General features: G+C 56.0%; 11 protein-coding genes. 7 read left to right on the plus strand and 4 right to left on the minus strand.

What is annotated here, in order from left to right; translation table 11 throughout:
- Positions 1-230: 230 nt before the first annotated feature.
- The 4 genes from yiaY to E1N14_RS06000 form a co-directional block, all read right to left on the minus strand.
- Complete coding sequence (yiaY, locus tag E1N14_RS05985) at positions 231-1379, minus strand: L-threonine dehydrogenase (RefSeq protein WP_025011418.1); 1149 nt, start codon at positions 1377-1379, stop codon at positions 231-233.
- Positions 1380-1738: 359 nt separating this feature from the next.
- A complete protein-coding gene (gene ablB / locus E1N14_RS05990) occupies positions 1739-2569 on the minus strand; it encodes a putative beta-lysine N-acetyltransferase (protein WP_025011419.1) in 831 nt (276 codons plus the stop codon).
- On the minus strand, positions 2566-4020 hold the full coding sequence (locus tag E1N14_RS05995) for a sodium:solute symporter family protein (RefSeq protein WP_025011420.1): 1455 nt from the start codon (positions 4018-4020) through the stop codon (positions 2566-2568). Before E1N14_RS05995 ends, ablB begins: the two co-directional genes overlap by 4 nt.
- A 3-nt stretch (positions 4021-4023) precedes the next feature.
- The gene (locus E1N14_RS06000) at positions 4024-5211 is read right to left on the minus strand and encodes a KamA family radical SAM protein (protein WP_025011421.1); all 1188 of its coding nucleotides are present in this window, start codon (positions 5209-5211) and stop codon (positions 4024-4026) included.
- Positions 5212-5482: 271 nt separating this feature from the next.
- On the opposite strand from E1N14_RS06000, the gene E1N14_RS06005 reads away from it, so the two are divergent.
- From E1N14_RS06005 to E1N14_RS06035, 7 genes are all read left to right on the plus strand, one after another.
- Positions 5483-5995 carry a MarR family winged helix-turn-helix transcriptional regulator gene (locus tag E1N14_RS06005; RefSeq protein WP_025011422.1) on the plus strand — a complete coding sequence of 171 codons (513 nt, stop codon included), beginning with the start codon at positions 5483-5485 and terminating at the stop codon, positions 5993-5995.
- A 340-nt stretch (positions 5996-6335) separates the two neighbouring features.
- Complete coding sequence (malQ, locus tag E1N14_RS06010) at positions 6336-8600, plus strand: 4-alpha-glucanotransferase (protein WP_062793825.1); 2265 nt, start codon at positions 6336-6338, stop codon at positions 8598-8600.
- A gap of 25 nt (positions 8601-8625) precedes the next feature.
- The gene (glgB, locus tag E1N14_RS06015; RefSeq protein ID WP_062793829.1) at positions 8626-10845 is read left to right on the plus strand and encodes a 1,4-alpha-glucan branching protein GlgB; all 2220 of its coding nucleotides are present in this window, start codon (positions 8626-8628) and stop codon (positions 10843-10845) included.
- Positions 10845-13172 carry a glycogen debranching protein GlgX gene (glgX, locus tag E1N14_RS06020; RefSeq protein WP_062793826.1) on the plus strand — a complete coding sequence of 776 codons (2328 nt, stop codon included), beginning with the start codon at positions 10845-10847 and terminating at the stop codon, positions 13170-13172. Before glgB ends, glgX begins: the two co-directional genes overlap by 1 nt.
- Positions 13165-15705 (plus strand): glycogen/starch/alpha-glucan phosphorylase, encoded by a 2541-nt coding sequence (locus E1N14_RS06025; RefSeq protein WP_025011423.1) that lies wholly within the window; start codon positions 13165-13167, stop codon positions 15703-15705. The genes glgX and E1N14_RS06025 overlap by 8 nt, the downstream gene beginning before the upstream one ends.
- Positions 15706-15738: 33 nt before the next feature.
- On the plus strand, positions 15739-17007 hold the full coding sequence (gene glgC / locus E1N14_RS06030) for a glucose-1-phosphate adenylyltransferase (protein ID WP_025011424.1): 1269 nt from the start codon (positions 15739-15741) through the stop codon (positions 17005-17007).
- Positions 17007-18659: a glycogen synthase gene (locus E1N14_RS06035; protein ID WP_243887652.1), complete on the plus strand. Its 1653-nt coding sequence runs from the start codon at positions 17007-17009 to the stop codon at positions 18657-18659. The genes glgC and E1N14_RS06035 overlap by 1 nt, the downstream gene beginning before the upstream one ends.
- Positions 18660-18714 lie beyond the last annotated feature (55 nt).

Genomic DNA, 18714 nt, shown 5'->3' on the forward strand with positions numbered 1-18714 from the left:
ATTGCTTGTTGCTCTTAATCTCATTTAGCCTGTATTCGACAGAAATAAACCGGGGACAGATCTCAAAATTTAGCTGTTGCCGAATAACCGTTGAAATGCTGAGCTGATGGGCTTGGAAGCTTGAAGAGAGTGGTAACTGAAAGAGAAGAGGCCCGCTCGGTGAGCGGGCCTCTTGTACAGCTTTCTCATTGCAGGGAAAAAGCAGACTGTGAAATTATATTACACATGTATCAAAGTGCGTTAGTGAAAATTTGGCAAATTTCCTCGTGAGTCGCCTGTTTGGGGTTGGTAAAGCCGCAGGCGTCTTTCAGAGCATTCTCTGCAAGCACAGGAATATCTTCGGCTTTTACTCCAATTTTTGTCAGGTTTTCAGGGATTTTTACTGCCGCAGCCAATTCTTTAATCGCCTTGATAGCTGCCGCAGCACCCTGTTCATCGCTCATGGCACTGACATCAACACCCATGGCTTTGGCAACATCTTTCAGTCTTGGAGCCGCGACCTGAGCATTGTATTCCTGCACATAAGGCAGCAAGAGTGCGTTACAAACGCCATGGGGCAGATCGTAGAAACCACCCAATTGGTGCGCCATGGCATGTACGTAACCCAGGCTGGCGTTGTTGAATGCCATACCGGCGAGGAACTGGGCGTATGCCATCTGTTCACGGGCCTGGATATTGTCACCATGCTCTACCGCATTGATCAGGTTGGCATGAATAAGCTCAATAGCCTTGATGGCGCAGGCATCAGTGATAGGGTTGGCGGCGATGGAAACATAGGCTTCTACCGCGTGAGTCAGAGCATCCATACCGGTTGCCGCTGTCAGGCTGGCAGGTTTTTTCAGCATCAGCTCAGGGTCGTTGACCGAGATGATGGGGGTTGTGTGCTTGTCGACAATGGCCATCTTTATATGACGGCTTTCATCTGTGATGATGCAGAAGCGGGTCATTTCACTGGCGGTACCGGCGGTTGTGTTGATAGCCACTAGCGGCAATTGGGGCTTGGTGGACTGATCCAGGCCTTCGTAATCTTTGATGGAGCCACCATTGGCTGCAACCAGGGCAATACCCTTGGCGCAATCGTGTGGTGAACCGCCGCCCAGGGAGATCACGAAGTCACAGTCGTTGGCGCGCAACAACTCAAGACCGGCTTCCACATTGCCAACGGTTGGGTTGGGTTGAACGCCATCGAATACAGTGGCGGTAATGCCTGCCTGACCCAGCTTTTCGGCGATCTGTCCCACCAGACCTATGCTGACCAGAGGTTTGTCTGTCACTATCAATGCCCGTTTGAATCCCAGAGTTTGGATATCACCGATAGCATCGTCTACAGCGCCCTGACCCAGGACGTTTACTGAAGGGATAAAGAATTTAGCAGCCATAAGTTCACCTATATATGCTGTTGAAAATGAAATCTGTATCTCTCTCTTGATGTCAAATTACCAACTCATCCGACCAAAAAGTGTGAGACAGCGCCAAGAACTGCGCCGAAAAGAAGGAAAATTAAGAGAAAGTTGAAACTAAGTGACATAAAAGCTGTTTTTATGACACAGATGCAGATAACGCCTTTCTTTCCATGATGGCAGCGGCTCCCACGGCCACCATATTACCCCTTAATACTTGTAGGGCCATTAGCCGAAAGCATGGAATTCTCGCGGATGGGGCGGGGAATTGCACCTTATGCTTGCCAGTAATATCGGGATATTGGGAAGTCAGGTTTACATTTTGGGTTGAACAAAATTTAAGCGATTGATTTGTGCCAGAGGTTCATGCTCTCTATCTGACCGCCTATTTGGGTATTGAGATGCAGACGACCGCCATAGCGGTAATCTGCCGCGGCAAAGGTGCGGTTCATACCAACGGAAACGGCTCTGGCTATGGTATAGGCGGTTCGGTAGCCATGGTGGAATATTGCTTGTTCCATATGTGCCAGCAAGGCTCTGGCGCAGCCTTGTCCGCGGGCCTGTGGCAGAGTGGCAAAGTCTGTCATCTCTGCACTGAGACTCTTGGGATCCTTTTCGGCAGAAGCCAGGGCTATCAGTTGCCCTTGCCGGCGGATCCCAAAGTAGTCGACATCACTGGCCATGTTCTGCCGTAAAAATTCCGGATCTTCAATGGGGAAGGGGTAGCTGGGAAACACCTCGCTATAGAGCCTGGCCATCTGCGGCAGATCCTCTTCGCGGCAGCGACTGACCTCGGCCGCTGAATGGAATTCAGGCTTGATATCCGCCCTGGCGCGCTCCAGCAGGGTATCCAACTCCGGCATGGTGCGAAACTGCCTGGTTTTGTCCTGGTAGCGGGCGAGAAATACGGCGTCCTGGCCTTGATAAAATCCTGGGATCCTGGCCTCTTCGCTGAAACCATAAGCCAAAAACAGACCGGCCTTGTGCTCAGGTAGCTTGGCGATGATCTTGCCGTAGCCATGTCGCAGCGCCATCGCATTCAGCGCATCCAATAAAGGACCGGGGGAGGCATTACCAAGGGAGATCAGATAGATGCGATCATTGGCTGGGCCATGCTGGATGTGGGCGCCGAGTAAGTTGAGTTGTTGATCAAATTGAGCTTGGGTCATGAGTGTGAACTGTCCTGATGCGAGGTGAGCCGGGGCTTGGGAGCTGGTTGGTGAATGATGTTGACCAGCACCAATAGACCGGCGGAGACCAAAATGCCATAGATACTGGGATCCAGACCGAGTTTAGCCAAGCCATCCGGCAGCTTGAGCAGCTCTGTCAGTAGCGCCAGCGCCGTGAGGCCACCTCCCAGCATGGCGCAAAGTGCCGCCGTGGAGCTGACTCTGGGCCAAAACAGCGCCGCCAGAGTCGGGACAAACAGCCCGGAAACCATAAAGGCATAAGCATAGAGAATGGCATCCAATACCTGCCTGGCCTGACTGGCGAGATAGATGGCTACCAGCCCCAGCAATAGAGTGGCAATCATCGACAGTCTCAGGGTGTTGTTCCCTCTGGGATCCAGCCCGAGCAGATCTTGGGTCAGGTTGCCGGATGCTGCCATCAGGCAACTGTCTGCGGTGGACATGATCGCGGAAAAATATGCCGCGATAATCAGCCCGGTAAAGCCCATTGGCAAGAGATCGCGGATCATCGCCGGCACCGCCATTTCACTGTCCATATGTGGCAACATGACTCTGGCGCACATCCCCAGTAAAACGCCGGATATCGCCATCAGGGGATATTCAAGCACCCCGGCCAGATACCAGGCGCGCTTAGCGGTGGCGCTATCTTTACAGGCAAACATTCGCTGATAGAGAGTCATGGCAATTAGCCACACAGGTGTGATGGTGAGTAGCCAATTGATGGCCGTGATGGGATCTATGGCGGTCAGTGACATATGGGATGGCGGCAAGTTGCGGCTCAGCCCCTGCCAGCCACCGACCTCGACCAGGGCGTAGGGCAGGGTAAAGCCAATCAAGCCCAGCAATAAAATGAGCCACTGGACGCTGTCGGTATAGATAACCGCTTTGAGACCCCCAAATACAGTGTAAAGGATGGTGGTTCCGCCTATCACCCAGAGTGCCAACTGCAGCGGCGGCAAGGCATCGAAGCCCTTGGGCAGCAGGGTCGCGGCCGCCAGTTTGGCACCGGCGAGGATCTGCGCACCGGTAAACCCCAGATACCCGATACAGGAGATCAAGGCGGCCAACATGGCGACTCTGGCCCCGAATCTGTGCTTGAGCAGATCCGGATAGGTATAAAAGCGCTCGCCCTGCTCCAGACGTTTGACCCTGGGAATAACAAACACAGCAGATAACCAGGCCCCCAGCAAACCGGTAAACAGCAGCCAACTGCCCGCCAGCCCCATACTGAAGCCGAGACCGGCAAGACCTATGGAAAATCCGCCGCCCACATCCGTGGCGGCAATGGAAAAGCCTACGTGCCTGGCTTTGATATTGCGGCCACCGAGATAGTAGTCATCGCCGTCACTGTGGCGTTTGAAGTGGAAGTAACCAAACCCCAGTAAACCTACGAGGTACGCCAGGAAAATCCCATAATCCAAAGGGTGCATGGATTACTCCTGTAGCAGGAATGATACGTCGGCGCTGCGCCCTTCAAAGTTGGTGGCTATCAGGCGCTCGCCTTCCGGGCCTGTTTGCCTGCTGACATATTCCGGCTGCACCGGCATTTTACCCAGACCGCCGACGCCATCGACGATAAAGGTGGGAATTGCCGGGCCGGATACCCAGCCGCGGATGCCATGATAGATTTGCAGCATTCGCTGATAACTGACCTGAAACTTGCTGTTGCCCGGCGCCGGATCCATGGCATAGACGTAATAGGGACGTATGCCTATAGATACCAACTCCATCACCAGCTCCTGCATGGTGTCTATGCTGTCGTTGACGCCTTTGATCAGTACGCTCTGGTTGCCGAGCATGATGCCGGTTTCCCTGAGCATGGCGATATGTTTGCTGAATAAGGGGGTGATTTCTCTGGGGTGGTTCACTTGGGTGTTGATCAGTGTGACTCGGTTACGCTTCAGTACCCGGCACAACTCGGGCGTGACCCGGGTAGGAAGCTGCGCCAATAAACGGCTGCCGATACGCAGTATTTTCAGATCCGGTCTGGCCTCTCGGATCATCGACAGAATTTCATCCAGCTTGTCATCTGTGAGCAGCAAAGGATCGCCGCCCGACAGAAGCACGTCCTGCACCTCTGTATGTTGGCGCAGATACTCCACCGAGCGACGGATCCTGTCCATGGAGATCACGTTGAGCGGATCGGACACCATGCGTTTGCGGGTGCAGTGACGGCAATAGGAGCCACAGATGTTATGCACCAGGAACAACACCCGATTGGGATACCTGTGCACTATCGAGGTGCCTTCTGGCATCATGTCATCTTCCGCCAATTGATCGCCCATTTCATGGGGGGCGACCTCCAACTCATCCTGCTCAGGAACATACTGCAACCGAATCGGGCAGTTGGGATCATCTTTGTCCATCAGCTGGGCTATATAGGGGGTGATCCTGGCGGCAATCACTTCATAAACTTGGTCATCGACCGTGCGAATATTGTTGAATACCTGGGATAGTTGTTTGTCATTCTTAAAGCTCAGTGACAAGGTTTCCCGCCAGGAGTGATTGGCAACATCAAACTGCATCAGTGCCTGATGGCTGGAAAATGGCCGCTTCTCTGTGATGACTTTCAGTGGAATAGGATTTTCTTCGCTCTTGTACTTCAGGCTGGTGGCCGACATGGGGATAGTCCTTTTCTGATAATTAACACTCAACAATTAATTTGAGCTCTAATCGTTAGTTATCTAATGATTGCACTATGAGGTTTTTGTATCAACAAAAGATGAGCAATTTGTTGATCTGAAGTTGCATTTGTCGGCGGTGATATTTTTGAAAACTCAGCTATTGAGTCGATGGGCTATGAGTTTGCAGAGCTTTTCTGATAAGCTGGCGCCTTTCGGCTATTGGTGATTTCAGTAGCCCTTTTCGAACCAGTGTGAGTGGGAAGTATTCATGGAAAAGTATGAGCAGTTATTAATCTCGCTGCGCAAAGTGATCCGCGCCATCGACCTGCATTCCAGGCAGCTCAGTAAGCATTCGGGCCTCACCGGACCGCAGCTTATGGTGATGCAGAAAATCGCTTCCATGGGATCGCCGCTCGCCAAACAGGTGGCGACCGAGATCAATCTGAGTCCTGCCACAGTCACCACTATCATCGACCGTCTTGAAGCCAAGGGCTTGGTTATACGTCAGCGCAGCCAAACCGATAAGCGCAAGGTACACCTATTGCTGAGTGAGTCCGGTGCTGCCTTGCTGGCACAGGCGCCCAAACCGCTGCAGGAGCACTTTATTAAGCGCTATCAGGCGCTGGAGGCCTGGGAGCAGAGCCAGCTCTTGTCGGCCGTGGAGCGGATTGCCACTATGATGGATGCCGAAGAGCTGGATGCCGCCCCCATGCTGCTGGTGGGACAAATTCAGCCGAGCGATGAGCCGGAAGCTGTGACCCCAAAGCAAACCAAGAGCTGAGTTTTCCTCTTTCAAGCGGGTCGCCGTCAGCGGCCCCAAGATTGATTTCTGTCAGAACCCCGTTTTCAATCCCTGGTTGCCAATCCCGGCTTTTGTCGGCGATGTCTTGCACTCAATTGGTGAAAGATTGCACAGTCTTGAGTCATTGGTGCAACTCATTTACCTTTGGTGCCTTTTGCTAGACGCTCGCCCAACATCAGGGCGAATTTTCACAAGCTACTGAATTAAAATATTAAATACTTGTCACTTGGCTGACACACCTCTGTCTTATTGCTGTTATTTTGCCCTGGCATGCTATCTGCTCACAGGGAACTTAAGGTGATTGGCGTGGAGTGCTGAGATGGGACTGGAGAAGTTGCTGTATCTGCAAGGGATAGGGGACGGCTTCAGCGACAGCTATGGGCGTTTTTGCCCTACATCGGCCGGCACACGCAAACAGATCCTCAGCGCCATGTGTGGCCCTATACCCGAAGAGGCGAGCGAGCTTTGGATTGAGCGGCGGGTCTATCAGCTCGATGCCGAACCCTGGCAGCAGCTGTTGCCTTCATTTCAGTGGTGCTATCTCGACAGCCTCGGTCTGAGGTTCAGACTCGAGGCGCAGTCTTTGCCATCCAAGGCGCTGCAGCTGACGCTGACGAGTGAACTGGGTGAGGAGTTTGTTGTCAGCTTTTCAGCGGCAGACTGCCCGGTGCGCGGCGATTATCGTATCGGTGAGCGCTGCTATCTTGAGCTCGAGCTTAAACTGGACGAGGTTTCCGGCAACTGTGGCATCGCCCCCGGACTTGGCTACCACAGGGTGTCTTTATCTATCATCGAGCGTGAGGGCGATGATAGGCTGCTTGCTGCGGGCACCTTGATGGTGGCGCCAAGGCAGTCCTTCCAAGGCGTACTGCAAAAAAACACGGCGCGGCAAACCGAGCCTCATCGCAGGCCCTGGGGCGTCAGCGTGCAGCTGTTTTCGCTCTGGCAGGAGGATACCCCCGGCCCTGAGGCAATGGGCGACTTTGGAGCCTTACTGAAGCTGATAACCCAACTGGCCCCCAAGGGGCTGGACTTTATCCTGCTCAATCCCCTGCATGCGCTGGCGCTCACCGAGGATGCCTCCCCAAGTCCCTACAGCCCAATAGACAGACGCCGCCTGCACCCCTTGTATATCTCGCCGCCGCTCTGCGCCGAAGGGACTGCACCAATCTGTGATGCTGAATCTTTTGCCGAGCAAACGGCCTTCAGCCCCTGGCTGGACTATGCCGCTGTCAGCCGTGATAAGTGTGCCCGCCTCAAAGCAATGTGGCTGCGTTTCAACGCTTTGCCCAAGGATGCTCCCAGGCGCCTGGGCTACGAAGGCTTTGTGCGCCGGGAGGGACTGGCGCTGCAGCACTATGCCCGGGAGCAGGCAAGTTTCGCCACAGGGGATTGGCCCACAGATGCCGGCTTTTATCTCTATCTGCAGTTTGTTGCCGAAGAGCAGTTGGCATTGTGCCAATCCCGCGCCATAGAAGCCGGCATGAGTATCGGCCTTATCCGGGATCTGGCTGTCGGCACAGTTGGCAGCGGCACTGAGGTGAGTCAGCATCAGAGTCAGTTTTGCCAAGGTGCCAGCATAGGGGCGCCGCCGGATGCCTTTGCGCCCCAGGGGCAGAACTGGGGGCTGACGCCTCTGGATCCCGTCGGTCTCAAGCAGGCGGATTTTAGTCACTTTATTGAGTTGCTTCGCACCAACATGCGCCACTGTGGTGCCATTCGGATAGATCACGTGATGTCGCTGTTTCGTCTCTGGTGGTGGCCGGCCGAGGCCGAAAACGAGATTGAAACTGCAGCCGAAACTGAGTCTGGCGAGCCTGAAGGCGCCTATGTCTATTACCCCTTCGATACCCTGCTGGCGATTTTATTGCTGGAGAGCCAGCGTGCCCGTTGCCTGGTGATTGGCGAAGACCTTGGGCTGGTGCCACCCCAAATCGTAGCGCCACTTAAGCTTGGCGGGCTGTACTCCAATGAGCTGTTCTATTTTTGCCGTGAGCAGCAGGATTTCCCTGAGTTTGGTGGATTTCGGCCGCCAAATGACTACAAGCCAAACGCCATCATGATGCTGAGCAACCATGATGTAGCGCCGCTCAAAGCCTGGCTGGAAGAAGAAGATCTCAGGCTCAGGCGGGAACTTGGCCTGCAGGGTGCTGAACAATACGCAAGGGAAAGCGATGACCGCCGCAGGGATATTCAGGCTCTTGAAGTTTGGCTATCGCGCTTTTATCCCTTTGATAACAAAATAAAAGCTGCACTTGCGCCGGACTCTGTCACCTATACCCACAACTTGATCCATAACCTCGCCGTCACGGTCGCCTCGGGGCGCAGTGCGCTTTTCAGCCTGCCGCTGACAGATCTGCTCGGCGATAAGGTGGCAGTCAATATCCCGGGCACCAGCGCTGAGTATCCCAACTGGCGCCGACGTTATTCGTTGGCCGTGGAAAGGCTCAATGATTCCGAGCTGCTGCAAACCCTGCTCAGGGATATCCGCCGGGTGCGCGAGCAAAGTGGCAGCGCTGAGCCGGAGCGGCTGCGAGCTCAATCAACAGGAGATGCAGATGAAACAGCAAATCGTCGCCAATGAACCCGCGCCGCACTTTAGTGAGCCAATGCAGGAAAGGCTGGTCCCGGAACTGGACTTTGCCGCCGCCTGCGCTTTGGCCGAAGGGCGCCATGGCGATCCCTTCGCCTGGCTCGGAATGCATCTGGTCGAGCAAAATGGCCGCAGCCGCTTGTTACTGCGCGCCGTGTTGCCCGGCGCCGCCGTCGTCGAGGTGCTGGACGCGAAAACCGGCCGTAAGGTGGCCGAGCTTACCCCTGTCGTTGGCGCCGAGCCCCTGTTCAGTGGCTTTATGGGGCGCAGGGTCAAACCCTTCGACTATAGGCTCCGCATCAGCTATCCCCAGGCCGAGCTGGTGCTGGACGACCCTTACCGCTTTGATGCTTCGCTCGATGAACAGGCATGTTTTCTCTTCAATGAAGGCAGTCTGCTGAAGGGCTGGCAGTTGCTCGGTGCCAATTGGCTCGAGTGCCAGGGCGTAAAAGGTGTGCGTTTTTGTGTTTGGGCTCCCAATGCCAAAAGTGTGTCTTTGCTGGGGGATTTTAATCATTGGGACAGACGTCGCCACAGTATGCGCCGCCACCCGGCCTCAGGTCTTTGGGAGCTGTTTTTGCCGCAAGTCCAGGGCGGTGAGCACTATAAATTTTTGCTGCAAACCCAGGATGGCAGCTGGCTGGAAAAGGCCGACCCCTGCGCCAGACAGATGCAAGGTGCGCCCCACAACGCCTCGATAGTGCCGATGGCGGACAGTGATTGGCAATGGCAGGACAGTGATTGGATGGCCGCCAGGGCGCAAAGCGCCTGGCACCGACAGGCGGTCAGTATCTATGAGCTGCATCTGGGGTCCTGGCGGCGTAACGGCGAAGGCGGTTTTCTCAGCTACGCAGAGGTGGCCGAACTCTTGGTGCCTTACCTGCAATCTCACGGCTTTACCCATGTGGAATTTATGCCGCTGAGTGAATACCCCTTCGACGGTTCCTGGGGCTATCAACCCGTGGGGCTGTATGCTCCCAGTCACAGGTTTGGCGATCCCGAGGGGCTTAAACTGCTGGTGGATGCCTGCCACAGGGCGGGTATTGGTGTGCTGCTCGACTGGGTGGCGGCGCACTTTCCTTCCGACCCCCACGGCCTGGCGCATTTTGATGGCACTTGCTTGTATGAACATGAAGATCCCCGCCGTGGCCGTCATCCCGACTGGGACACCTTGATCTACAACTATGGCCGCAAAGAGGTGCAGAGTTTTCTGCTCAGTAATGCCTGCTATTGGCTGGAGGAGTTTCACTTCGATGGCCTGCGCCTCGATGCCGTGTCCTCCATGCTCTATCTGGATTACAGCCGCGAAGAGGGCCAGTGGCAGGCCAACGAATATGGCGGCCGTGAGAATTTGGAAGCGATAGCCTTTTTGCAGCAGCTAAATACGCGTCTCTACCATGAGTACCCTGGGATCATCATGATTGCCGAAGAGTCCACCGCCTGGGATGGTGTTAGCCGGGATGTCGCTGCCGGCGGCCTGGGGTTCGGCTTCAAATGGAATATGGGCTGGATGCACGACACCTTGGATTATCTCACCAAGGAGCCGGTACATCGCAGCTATCACCACGGGCAACTGACTTTTTCCCTCATCTATGCCTATACCGAGCAGTTTATTTTGTCGCTGAGTCACGATGAAGTGGTGCATGGCAAGCGCGCCTTGTTGGAGAAGATCCCCGGCGATGACTGGCAGAAGTATGCCACGCTGCGGGCGTTTTACGGTTTTATGTGGGCTCACCCGGGGAAAAAGCTGCTGTTTATGGGCGGCGAGTTTGGCCAGCGACGCGAATGGCAACATGACTTCAGCCTCGACTGGCACCTGCTGCAGTATCCGTCTCATCAGGGGCTCAGCGATTGGGTGCGGGACCTTAACCTCTGTTATCGCCGGCAGTCGTCATTGTGGCAGTGTGACGGCGAGCCGCAAGGGTTTCGCTGGCTCGACTGTAACGACAGTCAGCACAGCCTGCTGGCGTTTGCGCGTATCGATTCTGACGGCAACATGGTGCTGGTTATCTGTAACTTTACCCCTTGTGTCAGGGAAGGCTATCGACTGGGATTGCCAGAGCCCGGACGTTACCGTGAGCTGCTCAACAGCGACAGCGCATTCTACGGCGGCAGTAATCAAGGCAACGCCGGCGGTATGGAAGCCGAGGAGATCCCCTGGCAGGGCATGCCATACAGCGCGCTGATCCGGGTGCCGCCCCTGGCGAGCGTCTATTTCGCCTTGGAGCGTGGCTGATGCAGATGCTTGCAGGCAAACCCTGGCCTCTGGGCTCGACTCTGGTACATGAAGCCAATGGCGAGCCGGAAGGGGTGAATTTTGCGCTGTTTTCGGCTCATGCAACCCGGGTAGAGCTGTGCCTGTTTGAATACAAAAATGGCCAATGGCGGGAGTCTGGCCGTTTCGAGCTTATGCCGTCCTCGCAACAGGTGTTCCATGGTTTGCTGCTGGGGGCCGGTGAAGGGCTTTGCTATGGCTATCGGGTGCATGGCCCTTATCAGCCTAAGGAAGGGCACAGATTCAATCCGGCCAAGCTGCTGCTGGACCCTTACGCCAGAGCCTTTTGTGGTCGCTGGCAGTATGGGCCCTGGCAACTTGGCTATGCCAGAGTCGATGAGCAGGGCCGGCCATTGGCCGCTGTTTGCCATCCGGGGGATGCTGAATCCCCAGTACCAGGGACCCCAGAGCGGGAGTCCGGCAGTGCCGGAATAGGTGATGACTTATGGGCCGATCCATGTGACAACGCCTGGGCCATGCCCAAATGCCAAGTGGTAGCCGATACCCGCTTTACCGGTAAGCGCTTGCCGGGCGGCCAGTGGCGTAATGAAGTGATCTACGAGATGCACCTCAAGGGCTTCACCGCCGCCATGGCCGGGATCCCGCCTGAGCTTCGCGGCACCTTTGCCGGTTTGGGCCACCCGGTGGCGATAGCTTATCTCAAGTCGCTCGGGATCACCTGTGTCGAACTGCTGCCGGTGCACGCCTTTCTGTCTGAGCCTTTTCTGCTGGAGAGCGGTCGCGGTAACTACTGGGGTTATAACAGCATAGGTTTCTTTGCTCCTCATGGGGCATATTCGGCCTCTGACGATGCCATTGGCGAATTCAAGCAGATGGTCTCTTCCCTGCATGATGCCGGTATCAAACTCGTGCTGGATGTGGTCTTCAACCACAGCGCCGAGGGTAACCGCCAGGGGCCGACCGTCAGTTTTCGCGGCTTGGACAATCTCAGCTACTACCGTTTGCATCCGGCAGATAAGCGTTTTTATATCAATGACTCTGGCTGTGGCAACTGCCTGGATATCAGTCACCCAAGAGTCGTACAGCTGCTGATGGACTCGCTGCGTTACTGGGTCGATATCATGGGGGTGGATGGCTTTCGTTTCGATCTGGCCACCAGCCTTGGCCGTGAGATGCGGGGGTTCAGCAATCGCGCCGGATTGTTCGATGCCTTGCTGCAAGACCCTGAACTGCAGCAATGTGTGCTGATAGCCGAGCCCTGGGACATAGGCCCGGGCGGTTATCAGTTGGGGCAGTTCCCCAATCGCTTTGCCGAATGGAACGACAGATATCGCGATACCCTGCGGCGTTTCTGGCGCGGTGATGCCGGGCTCTTGCCCGAGCTTGCCAGGCGCCTTTCCGGCTCCGGCGATCTGTTTGAACACTCGGGGCGCGGCCCACAAAGTTCAATCAACTTTATCTGCAGCCATGATGGTTTCACCCTGAGGGACCTGGTGAGCTATCGCGAGCGGCACAATCAGGCCAACGGCGAAAACAACCGCGATGGTCACCATGAAAACTTCAGTGCCAACCATGGCGTGGAAGGCGAGAGCAAAGATGCCGCCATACTGGCCTTGAGGGCGCGCCAGAGCCGCAATCTGCTGGCGAGTTTACTGTTCTCCCAGGGCACGCCCATGTTGCTGGCCGGCGATGAGTTCGGCAACTCCCAGAGCGGCAACAACAACGCCTATTGTCAGGACAACCCATTGGGCTGGCTCGATTGGCACAGGGAAGATACTGCGCTTGGTGCCTTTGTTCGCCGGCTTATCCATATCCGCCGGGATTGCGGTTTTTATGACAGCGATGACTATGTTCACACCGATGCCCTCCAGGCTCCCAGAGCCCTGGCTTGGTTTGCCGCCTCCGGCGAGGCCATGACACCCGGCCATTGGGGCGAAGTCCAGTGCCGCAGCTTGCAGTTGATGCAGAGCCGTCAGCTCAATAAGAGCCTTCAGCGGGCAGAGAGCCTTCAGCTGAAAAAGAGCCGTCAGCTGAGCAAGAGCCGTCAGTTAGATATGAGCCCTCAAGGAGAAAACAAACTTCAGACTGAAGCCCTGCTGATCCTGCTGCATGCCGGTGACAGCAACAGCCATTTTTGTTTGCCAGCTCCGCCGCCCGGAGCCGGTGAGCAGTGGCAGCTGCTGCTTTCCAGCGAAGCCGGACGGGATGAACTGCAATCCTGCTATCCCACAGCTTCATCTTTCGCCGTTGCCGCCTGCAGTTTTCAGCTGCTGGCTGCAGGTGGCCGTTATCTGTCGTCCTCAGCCAAAGGAGCCAGCCATGACTGATACTTCAAGGAATAGAGTCAAGAGCCGCAGTAAGAGCCAATCGACAACAGCATCAAAAGCCGCATCGCCAATAGCGCCCGCTAGTCAACAAGCCCCAGGCCATTTGGCGCACCAAGACTGCGAGCCCTGTGATTCACTGCCGGCGGCCTTTGCCAGACAGCTGAGATACGATCTTAACCGCAATGAGCGCAGGCCACAGGAGCTCTATCAGGCGTTGGCCCTGAGTGTCAAAGAGCAGCTGTTGGACGATTGGTGCGCCAGTCGCAGCCAGGACGCTTTGTACCAGCGCAAACAGGTGGCTTATCTGTCGCTGGAGTTTTTGATGGGCCGAAGCCTGGGCAACGCCTTGCTCAATCTGGAGCTGACCGACGAGTGCAGGGAGATGCTGCAAGGCTATGCGGTAGCACTTGAAACCTTGCAACAGCAAGAGCATGACGCCGGTCTGGGGAACGGCGGTCTCGGGCGGCTGGCGGCTTGCTTTATGGACAGCTGCGCCAGTCTCGGGCTGGCTGTCACTGGCTATGGCATTCGTTATGAGTACGGCATGTTTGCCCAGCAGATAGTCGATGGTTACCAGCAGGAGCAGCCGGACCGCTGGCTCAGGGATGGCAATCCCTGGGAAGTGCGGGCCTCACAGCACAATGTGACAGTGCCTTTCTTCGGTCATGTGCAGAGCCATGTCGACCGCGATGGCCGCCGGCACAGGGCCTGGATGGATACCCAGGATGTACTGGCGGTTGCCTATGATATGCCGGTGCCGGGTTATCGCAACGGCCGGGTCAACACCCTGAGGCTTTGGAAGGCCGAGGCCACGGATGAGTTTGACCTTGCCGAGTTCAACCAGGGTGATTACACCGAAGCCGTGGCGGCCAAGAATCTGGCCGAGCAGATCACCATGGTGTTGTACCCCAATGACAGCAGTGAAAACGGCAAAGAGTTGCGGCTGCGGCAGCAGTATTTCCTGTCCTCTGCCAGTTTGCAGGATCTGTTGACGACCTGGGTTGCCAACAAAGGCCGGGACTTCAGTGAGTTTGCCAAGTTTCATGTGCTGCAGCTCAATGATACCCATCCGGCGATTGCGGTTCCCGAGTTGATGCGCCTGCTTATCGATGAATACCAGCTGGAGTGGCAAGCCGCCTGGGACATAGTCAGCCACTGCATGGCCTACACCAACCATACCTTGTTGCCGGAGGCGCTGGAGCGCTGGCCGGTGCGCATGTTCGCCCAGATGCTGCCACGTATTCTGGAGATCATCTATGAAATCAACGCCAGATACCTGGAGTTGGTGGCGCATCACTGGCCCGGCGATGTGTCACGTCTGCGGCAGATGTCTATCATAGAAGAGGGGGATGAGCCCCATATCCGTATGGCTTATCTGGCAATAGTGGCCAGCTTTTCGGTCAATGGCGTGGCGGCGCTGCACTCAAGGCTGTTGACCACAGGGCTGTTTCGGGACTTTTACGAGCTCTGGCCGCATAAGTTCAACAACCGTACCAATGGCGTGACTCCCAGGCGCTGGCTGGCTCACTGTAACCCCCGTTTGGCCGAGCTCATCAGCAGCCGCCTGGGGCAGGATTGGCTGAGCGACCTAAGATGCCTGACTGCCCTCAACGCCTTTACCTCGGACAAGCCATTTATTGCCGCCTGGCGCGAGGTGAAGCAGGCCAATAAACAGGCACTGGCCGAGCTGGTGGCGCAGCGCTGCCAGGTGAACTTCGACCCCTCCATGATGTTTGATGTGCAGGTTAAGAGGATCCACGAATACAAGCGGCAATTGCTGAATATCATGCATGTGATCCATCTCTATCAGCGGATTGTCAGTGGCGATACCCAGGGGATGCAGCCACGCTGCGTCTTGATTGGCGGCAAGGCGGCGCCAGGTTATGCCATGGCGAAACTGGTGATCAAACTGGCCAACAATGTGGCTCATATGGTTAATGAGGATCCCAGAGTCAGTCCCTGGTTAAGGTTTGCCTTCTTGCCCGACTATAACGTCAGCGCCATGGAGGTGATCTGCCCGGGTACGGATTTGTCAGAGCAGATATCCACCGCCGGCAAGGAAGCCTCGGGCACAGGCAATATGAAGTTCATGATGAATGGCGCCCTGACCATAGGCACTCTGGATGGTGCCAATATCGAGATGCTCGAAGAGGTAGGTGAAGACAACTTCTTTCTGTTTGGCCTCAATGCCCTGGCGGTGGAGGAGCTCAAGGCGCACTACTGCCCGGCGCAATATATAGCGTCCTCGGCGGCGCTCTGCGGCGTAATGGCGCTGCTCAAAAGTGGTCACTTTAATCTGCAGGAACCGGGGATATTCGACCCTATCATAGCCGCCATTGAGTCGCCCCAAGATCCCTGGATGCTGGCGGCCGACTTTGAAACCTACCGTCTGGCTCAGCTGCAAGCCGCCAAGGCTTATCAGGATCCTCAGCGCTGGACCGCCATGAGTATTCGCAACACCGCGGTCAGTGGCCGCTTCTCCAGCGATGTCACCATAGCCGGTTATCGCGACCATATCTGGGGCGCGCAGTGAGCGCCTTTTTCTGTTAATTGGGAGCACGCTTTTATGCCGAATCCGAGTCCGCGTTATATCAGTAACCTTACCCGTGAAACCTATGCCCTGATCCTGGCCGGAGGCCGGGGTTCCCGCCTCCATGAGCTGACCGATTGGCGGGCCAAGCCGGCGCTCTATTTTGGCGGCAAGTTCAGGATCATCGACTTTCCGCTGTCCAACTGCATCAACTCGGGGATCCGCCGGGTAGGGGTGGTGACCCAGTACAAGTCCCATTCGCTTATCCGCCACGTGACCCGCGGCTGGGGGCATTTCAAAAAGGAGTTGGGGGAGTCGGTGGAGATATTGCCGGCGTCCCAACGTTATTCGGACAACTGGTATCAGGGCACGGCCGATGCTGTGTTTCAGAACATAGACATCATACGTCACGAGCTGCCGCGCTATGTGATGGTGCTTTCGGGCGATCATATCTACCGCATGGATTACGCCGGTCTGCTGGCCGCTCATGCCGAGTCCGGCGCCGATATGACGGTTTCCTGTATGGAGGTGCCGGTGGCCGAAGCGGCCAACGCCTTTGGGGTGATGGAGGTGGACAGCAGCAACCGTATTCTGGGGTTTGAAGAGAAACCTGTCGAACCCAAGCCCTTGCCGGATAACCCCGAATCCTGCCTGGCATCCATGGGCAACTATGTGTTCAACACAGAGTTTCTGTTTGAACAGCTGAAAAAAGATGCCCAGAACGCCGATTCCAACCGGGATTTCGGTAAGGACATTATCCCGGCCATCATAGAAAAGCACCGGGTCTATGCCTATCCGTTTCGCAGCGCCTTTCCCAACGAGCAGGCCTACTGGCGCGATGTGGGAACTCTGGATTCTTTCTGGCAAGCCAATATGGAACTGCTGTCGCCGACGCCGGCACTCAATCTCTATGATGCCAAATGGCCCATCTGGACCTATCAGGAACAACTGCCGCCGGCCAAGTTTGTATTTGACGATGATGACAGGCGCGGTATGGCGCTGGACTCTGTGGTTTCCAGCGGTTGCATTATCTCAGGTGCCACTGTGCGCCACTGTGTTCTCTTCAATGAGGTCAGGGTTTGTTCTTACTCAGAGGTGGAAGACTCAGTGATCCTGCCCGATGTGGTGGTGTTGCGTCATTGCCGCATTCGCAAGGCTATTATCGACCGGGGCTGCATTATCCCCGAGGGGATGGAGATAGGCTTCAACCATGACCACGACAGGGCCAAGGGTTTTCGGGTCTCGGAAAACGGTGTAGTGCTGGTGACCCGCGACATGTTGGGACTGCCTGTGGGGTACGAATAATGGCGGCGAAAGTAAAACTGCAGGTGTTGATGTTGGCAGCGGAAAACGCCGCCCTGGCCGGTGCCAAAGTCGGCGGTATGGCCGATGTGCTGGCCGAGTTGCCTCCGGCGCTGCAAAGCCAAGGCGTGGCGGCGCATATCATAATGCCGGACTATGGCTTTTTGGCCAAGGAGCAGGGGGCCGATTTTCTGTGCGAGTTTGAATTTGCTTTCGGCGCAGGCACCACCCGGGCGCGGCTATTTCGTATCGCCAATCCGGCGGTTCAGCCTGACTCCCAGGGGTTGTGGATCTATCTTCTGGCTCATGAAGGTTTTTGCGGCGTTAAGCGTGAAGTCTACAGCCTGGATGGCCCTGAGCGCCCCTTTGCCACAGATGCAGGCAAGTTTGCCCTCTTCGGCGCTGCAGTGGCGGCGGCGCTGAAACAGGGATTATTGCCGCTGCCGGACAGGTTTCACCTGCACGACTGGCACTGCGGCGGTTTTGCCATGTTAAGAGCACTGGATCCCGCCTATCGCGGCCTATCAAAAGTGCCCTGTGTCCTCAGTATTCACAACCTGGCGATGCAGGGTGTGCGGCCGCTTGCCGGCGAGGCATCTTCCCTGGCAGCTTGGTATCCCTGGCTGTTGGCCGAAGGGGTAAACTCCAAACTGCAACTGGCGCTGGATACCCGCTACCCCGGGTGCATCAATCCGCTGCGGGCGGCGATTCAGTTCTGCGATGTTATCCATCTGGTCTCGGCGACTTACGCCAAGGAAGTGCTGCGTCCGTCACAGCCTGAACTGGGCTTCTTTGGCGGCGAGGGATTGGAGGCTGACCTGCAGGCCAAAGCCAAGCTTGGCCAGGTGTTCGGAATTCTCAACGGCTGTGACTATCAAAAAGGACTACCGCTCGCGGCCGGCAAGCGGCAGCAACTCAAGTTGCAACTGTCCAAGATAGCCACAGAGGCATTATTGAGTAAACTCGGGCGCAGCGAAGCAGTGACGCCGGCAGATATGATTGCTCAAATCCGCTTGGGGCAGATATCTGACTCACCGGGAATGCTGCTGACCTCGGTTGGCAGGCTCACTGAACAGAAGTTACTCTTGTTGTGTCATCCCTGGCAGGGCAAGACATTGCTGGAAGAGCTGCTGCTAAGGCTGGCGCAGTTTAGCGACAGCGCCTGTTTTTGGCTGCTTGGCAGCGGCGATGAGCAGATAGCGGCACTCTTTGGCCGCATCGCCGCGAGCAACAGCAATTTTCGCTTTATCAATGGTTATCATCAGGAGCTGGCCGATGCCCTCTATCAATGCGGCGATCTGTTTGTGATGCCAAGCTCCTTCGAGCCTTGCGGTATCAGCCAGATGCTGGCTTTGAGAGCAGGCCAACCCTGCTTGGTGCATGCCACAGGCGGGCTGGCCGATACCATCAGCGACGGTGACAATGGCTTGGTATTCTCGGGGGCCGGGCTGGATGAACAGGCCAAGGCGCTGCTCGACGCCCTGTCCCGGGCCTTGGAGCTCTATTCCACAGCCAACTGGAATGCCCTTAGAAAAAGTGCCTCCGCCAGTCGCTTTTCATGGCAAGACAGCGCAAGGCTTTATCTGACCCAACTCTACCAGGTGGAAAGTTGCAGCAAGGATGAGCGGCGCCTAGTGGAAAGCGCCATAAATTAGTCAGGTTTCCGAAGGTGCTCTGCTACACTAGACCTGTAGATTTCTTCTTTGTTAT

Source organism: Shewanella algae (assembly GCF_009183365.2).
In the GTDB taxonomy this organism is placed as follows: Bacteria; Pseudomonadota; Gammaproteobacteria; order Enterobacterales; family Shewanellaceae; genus Shewanella; species Shewanella algae.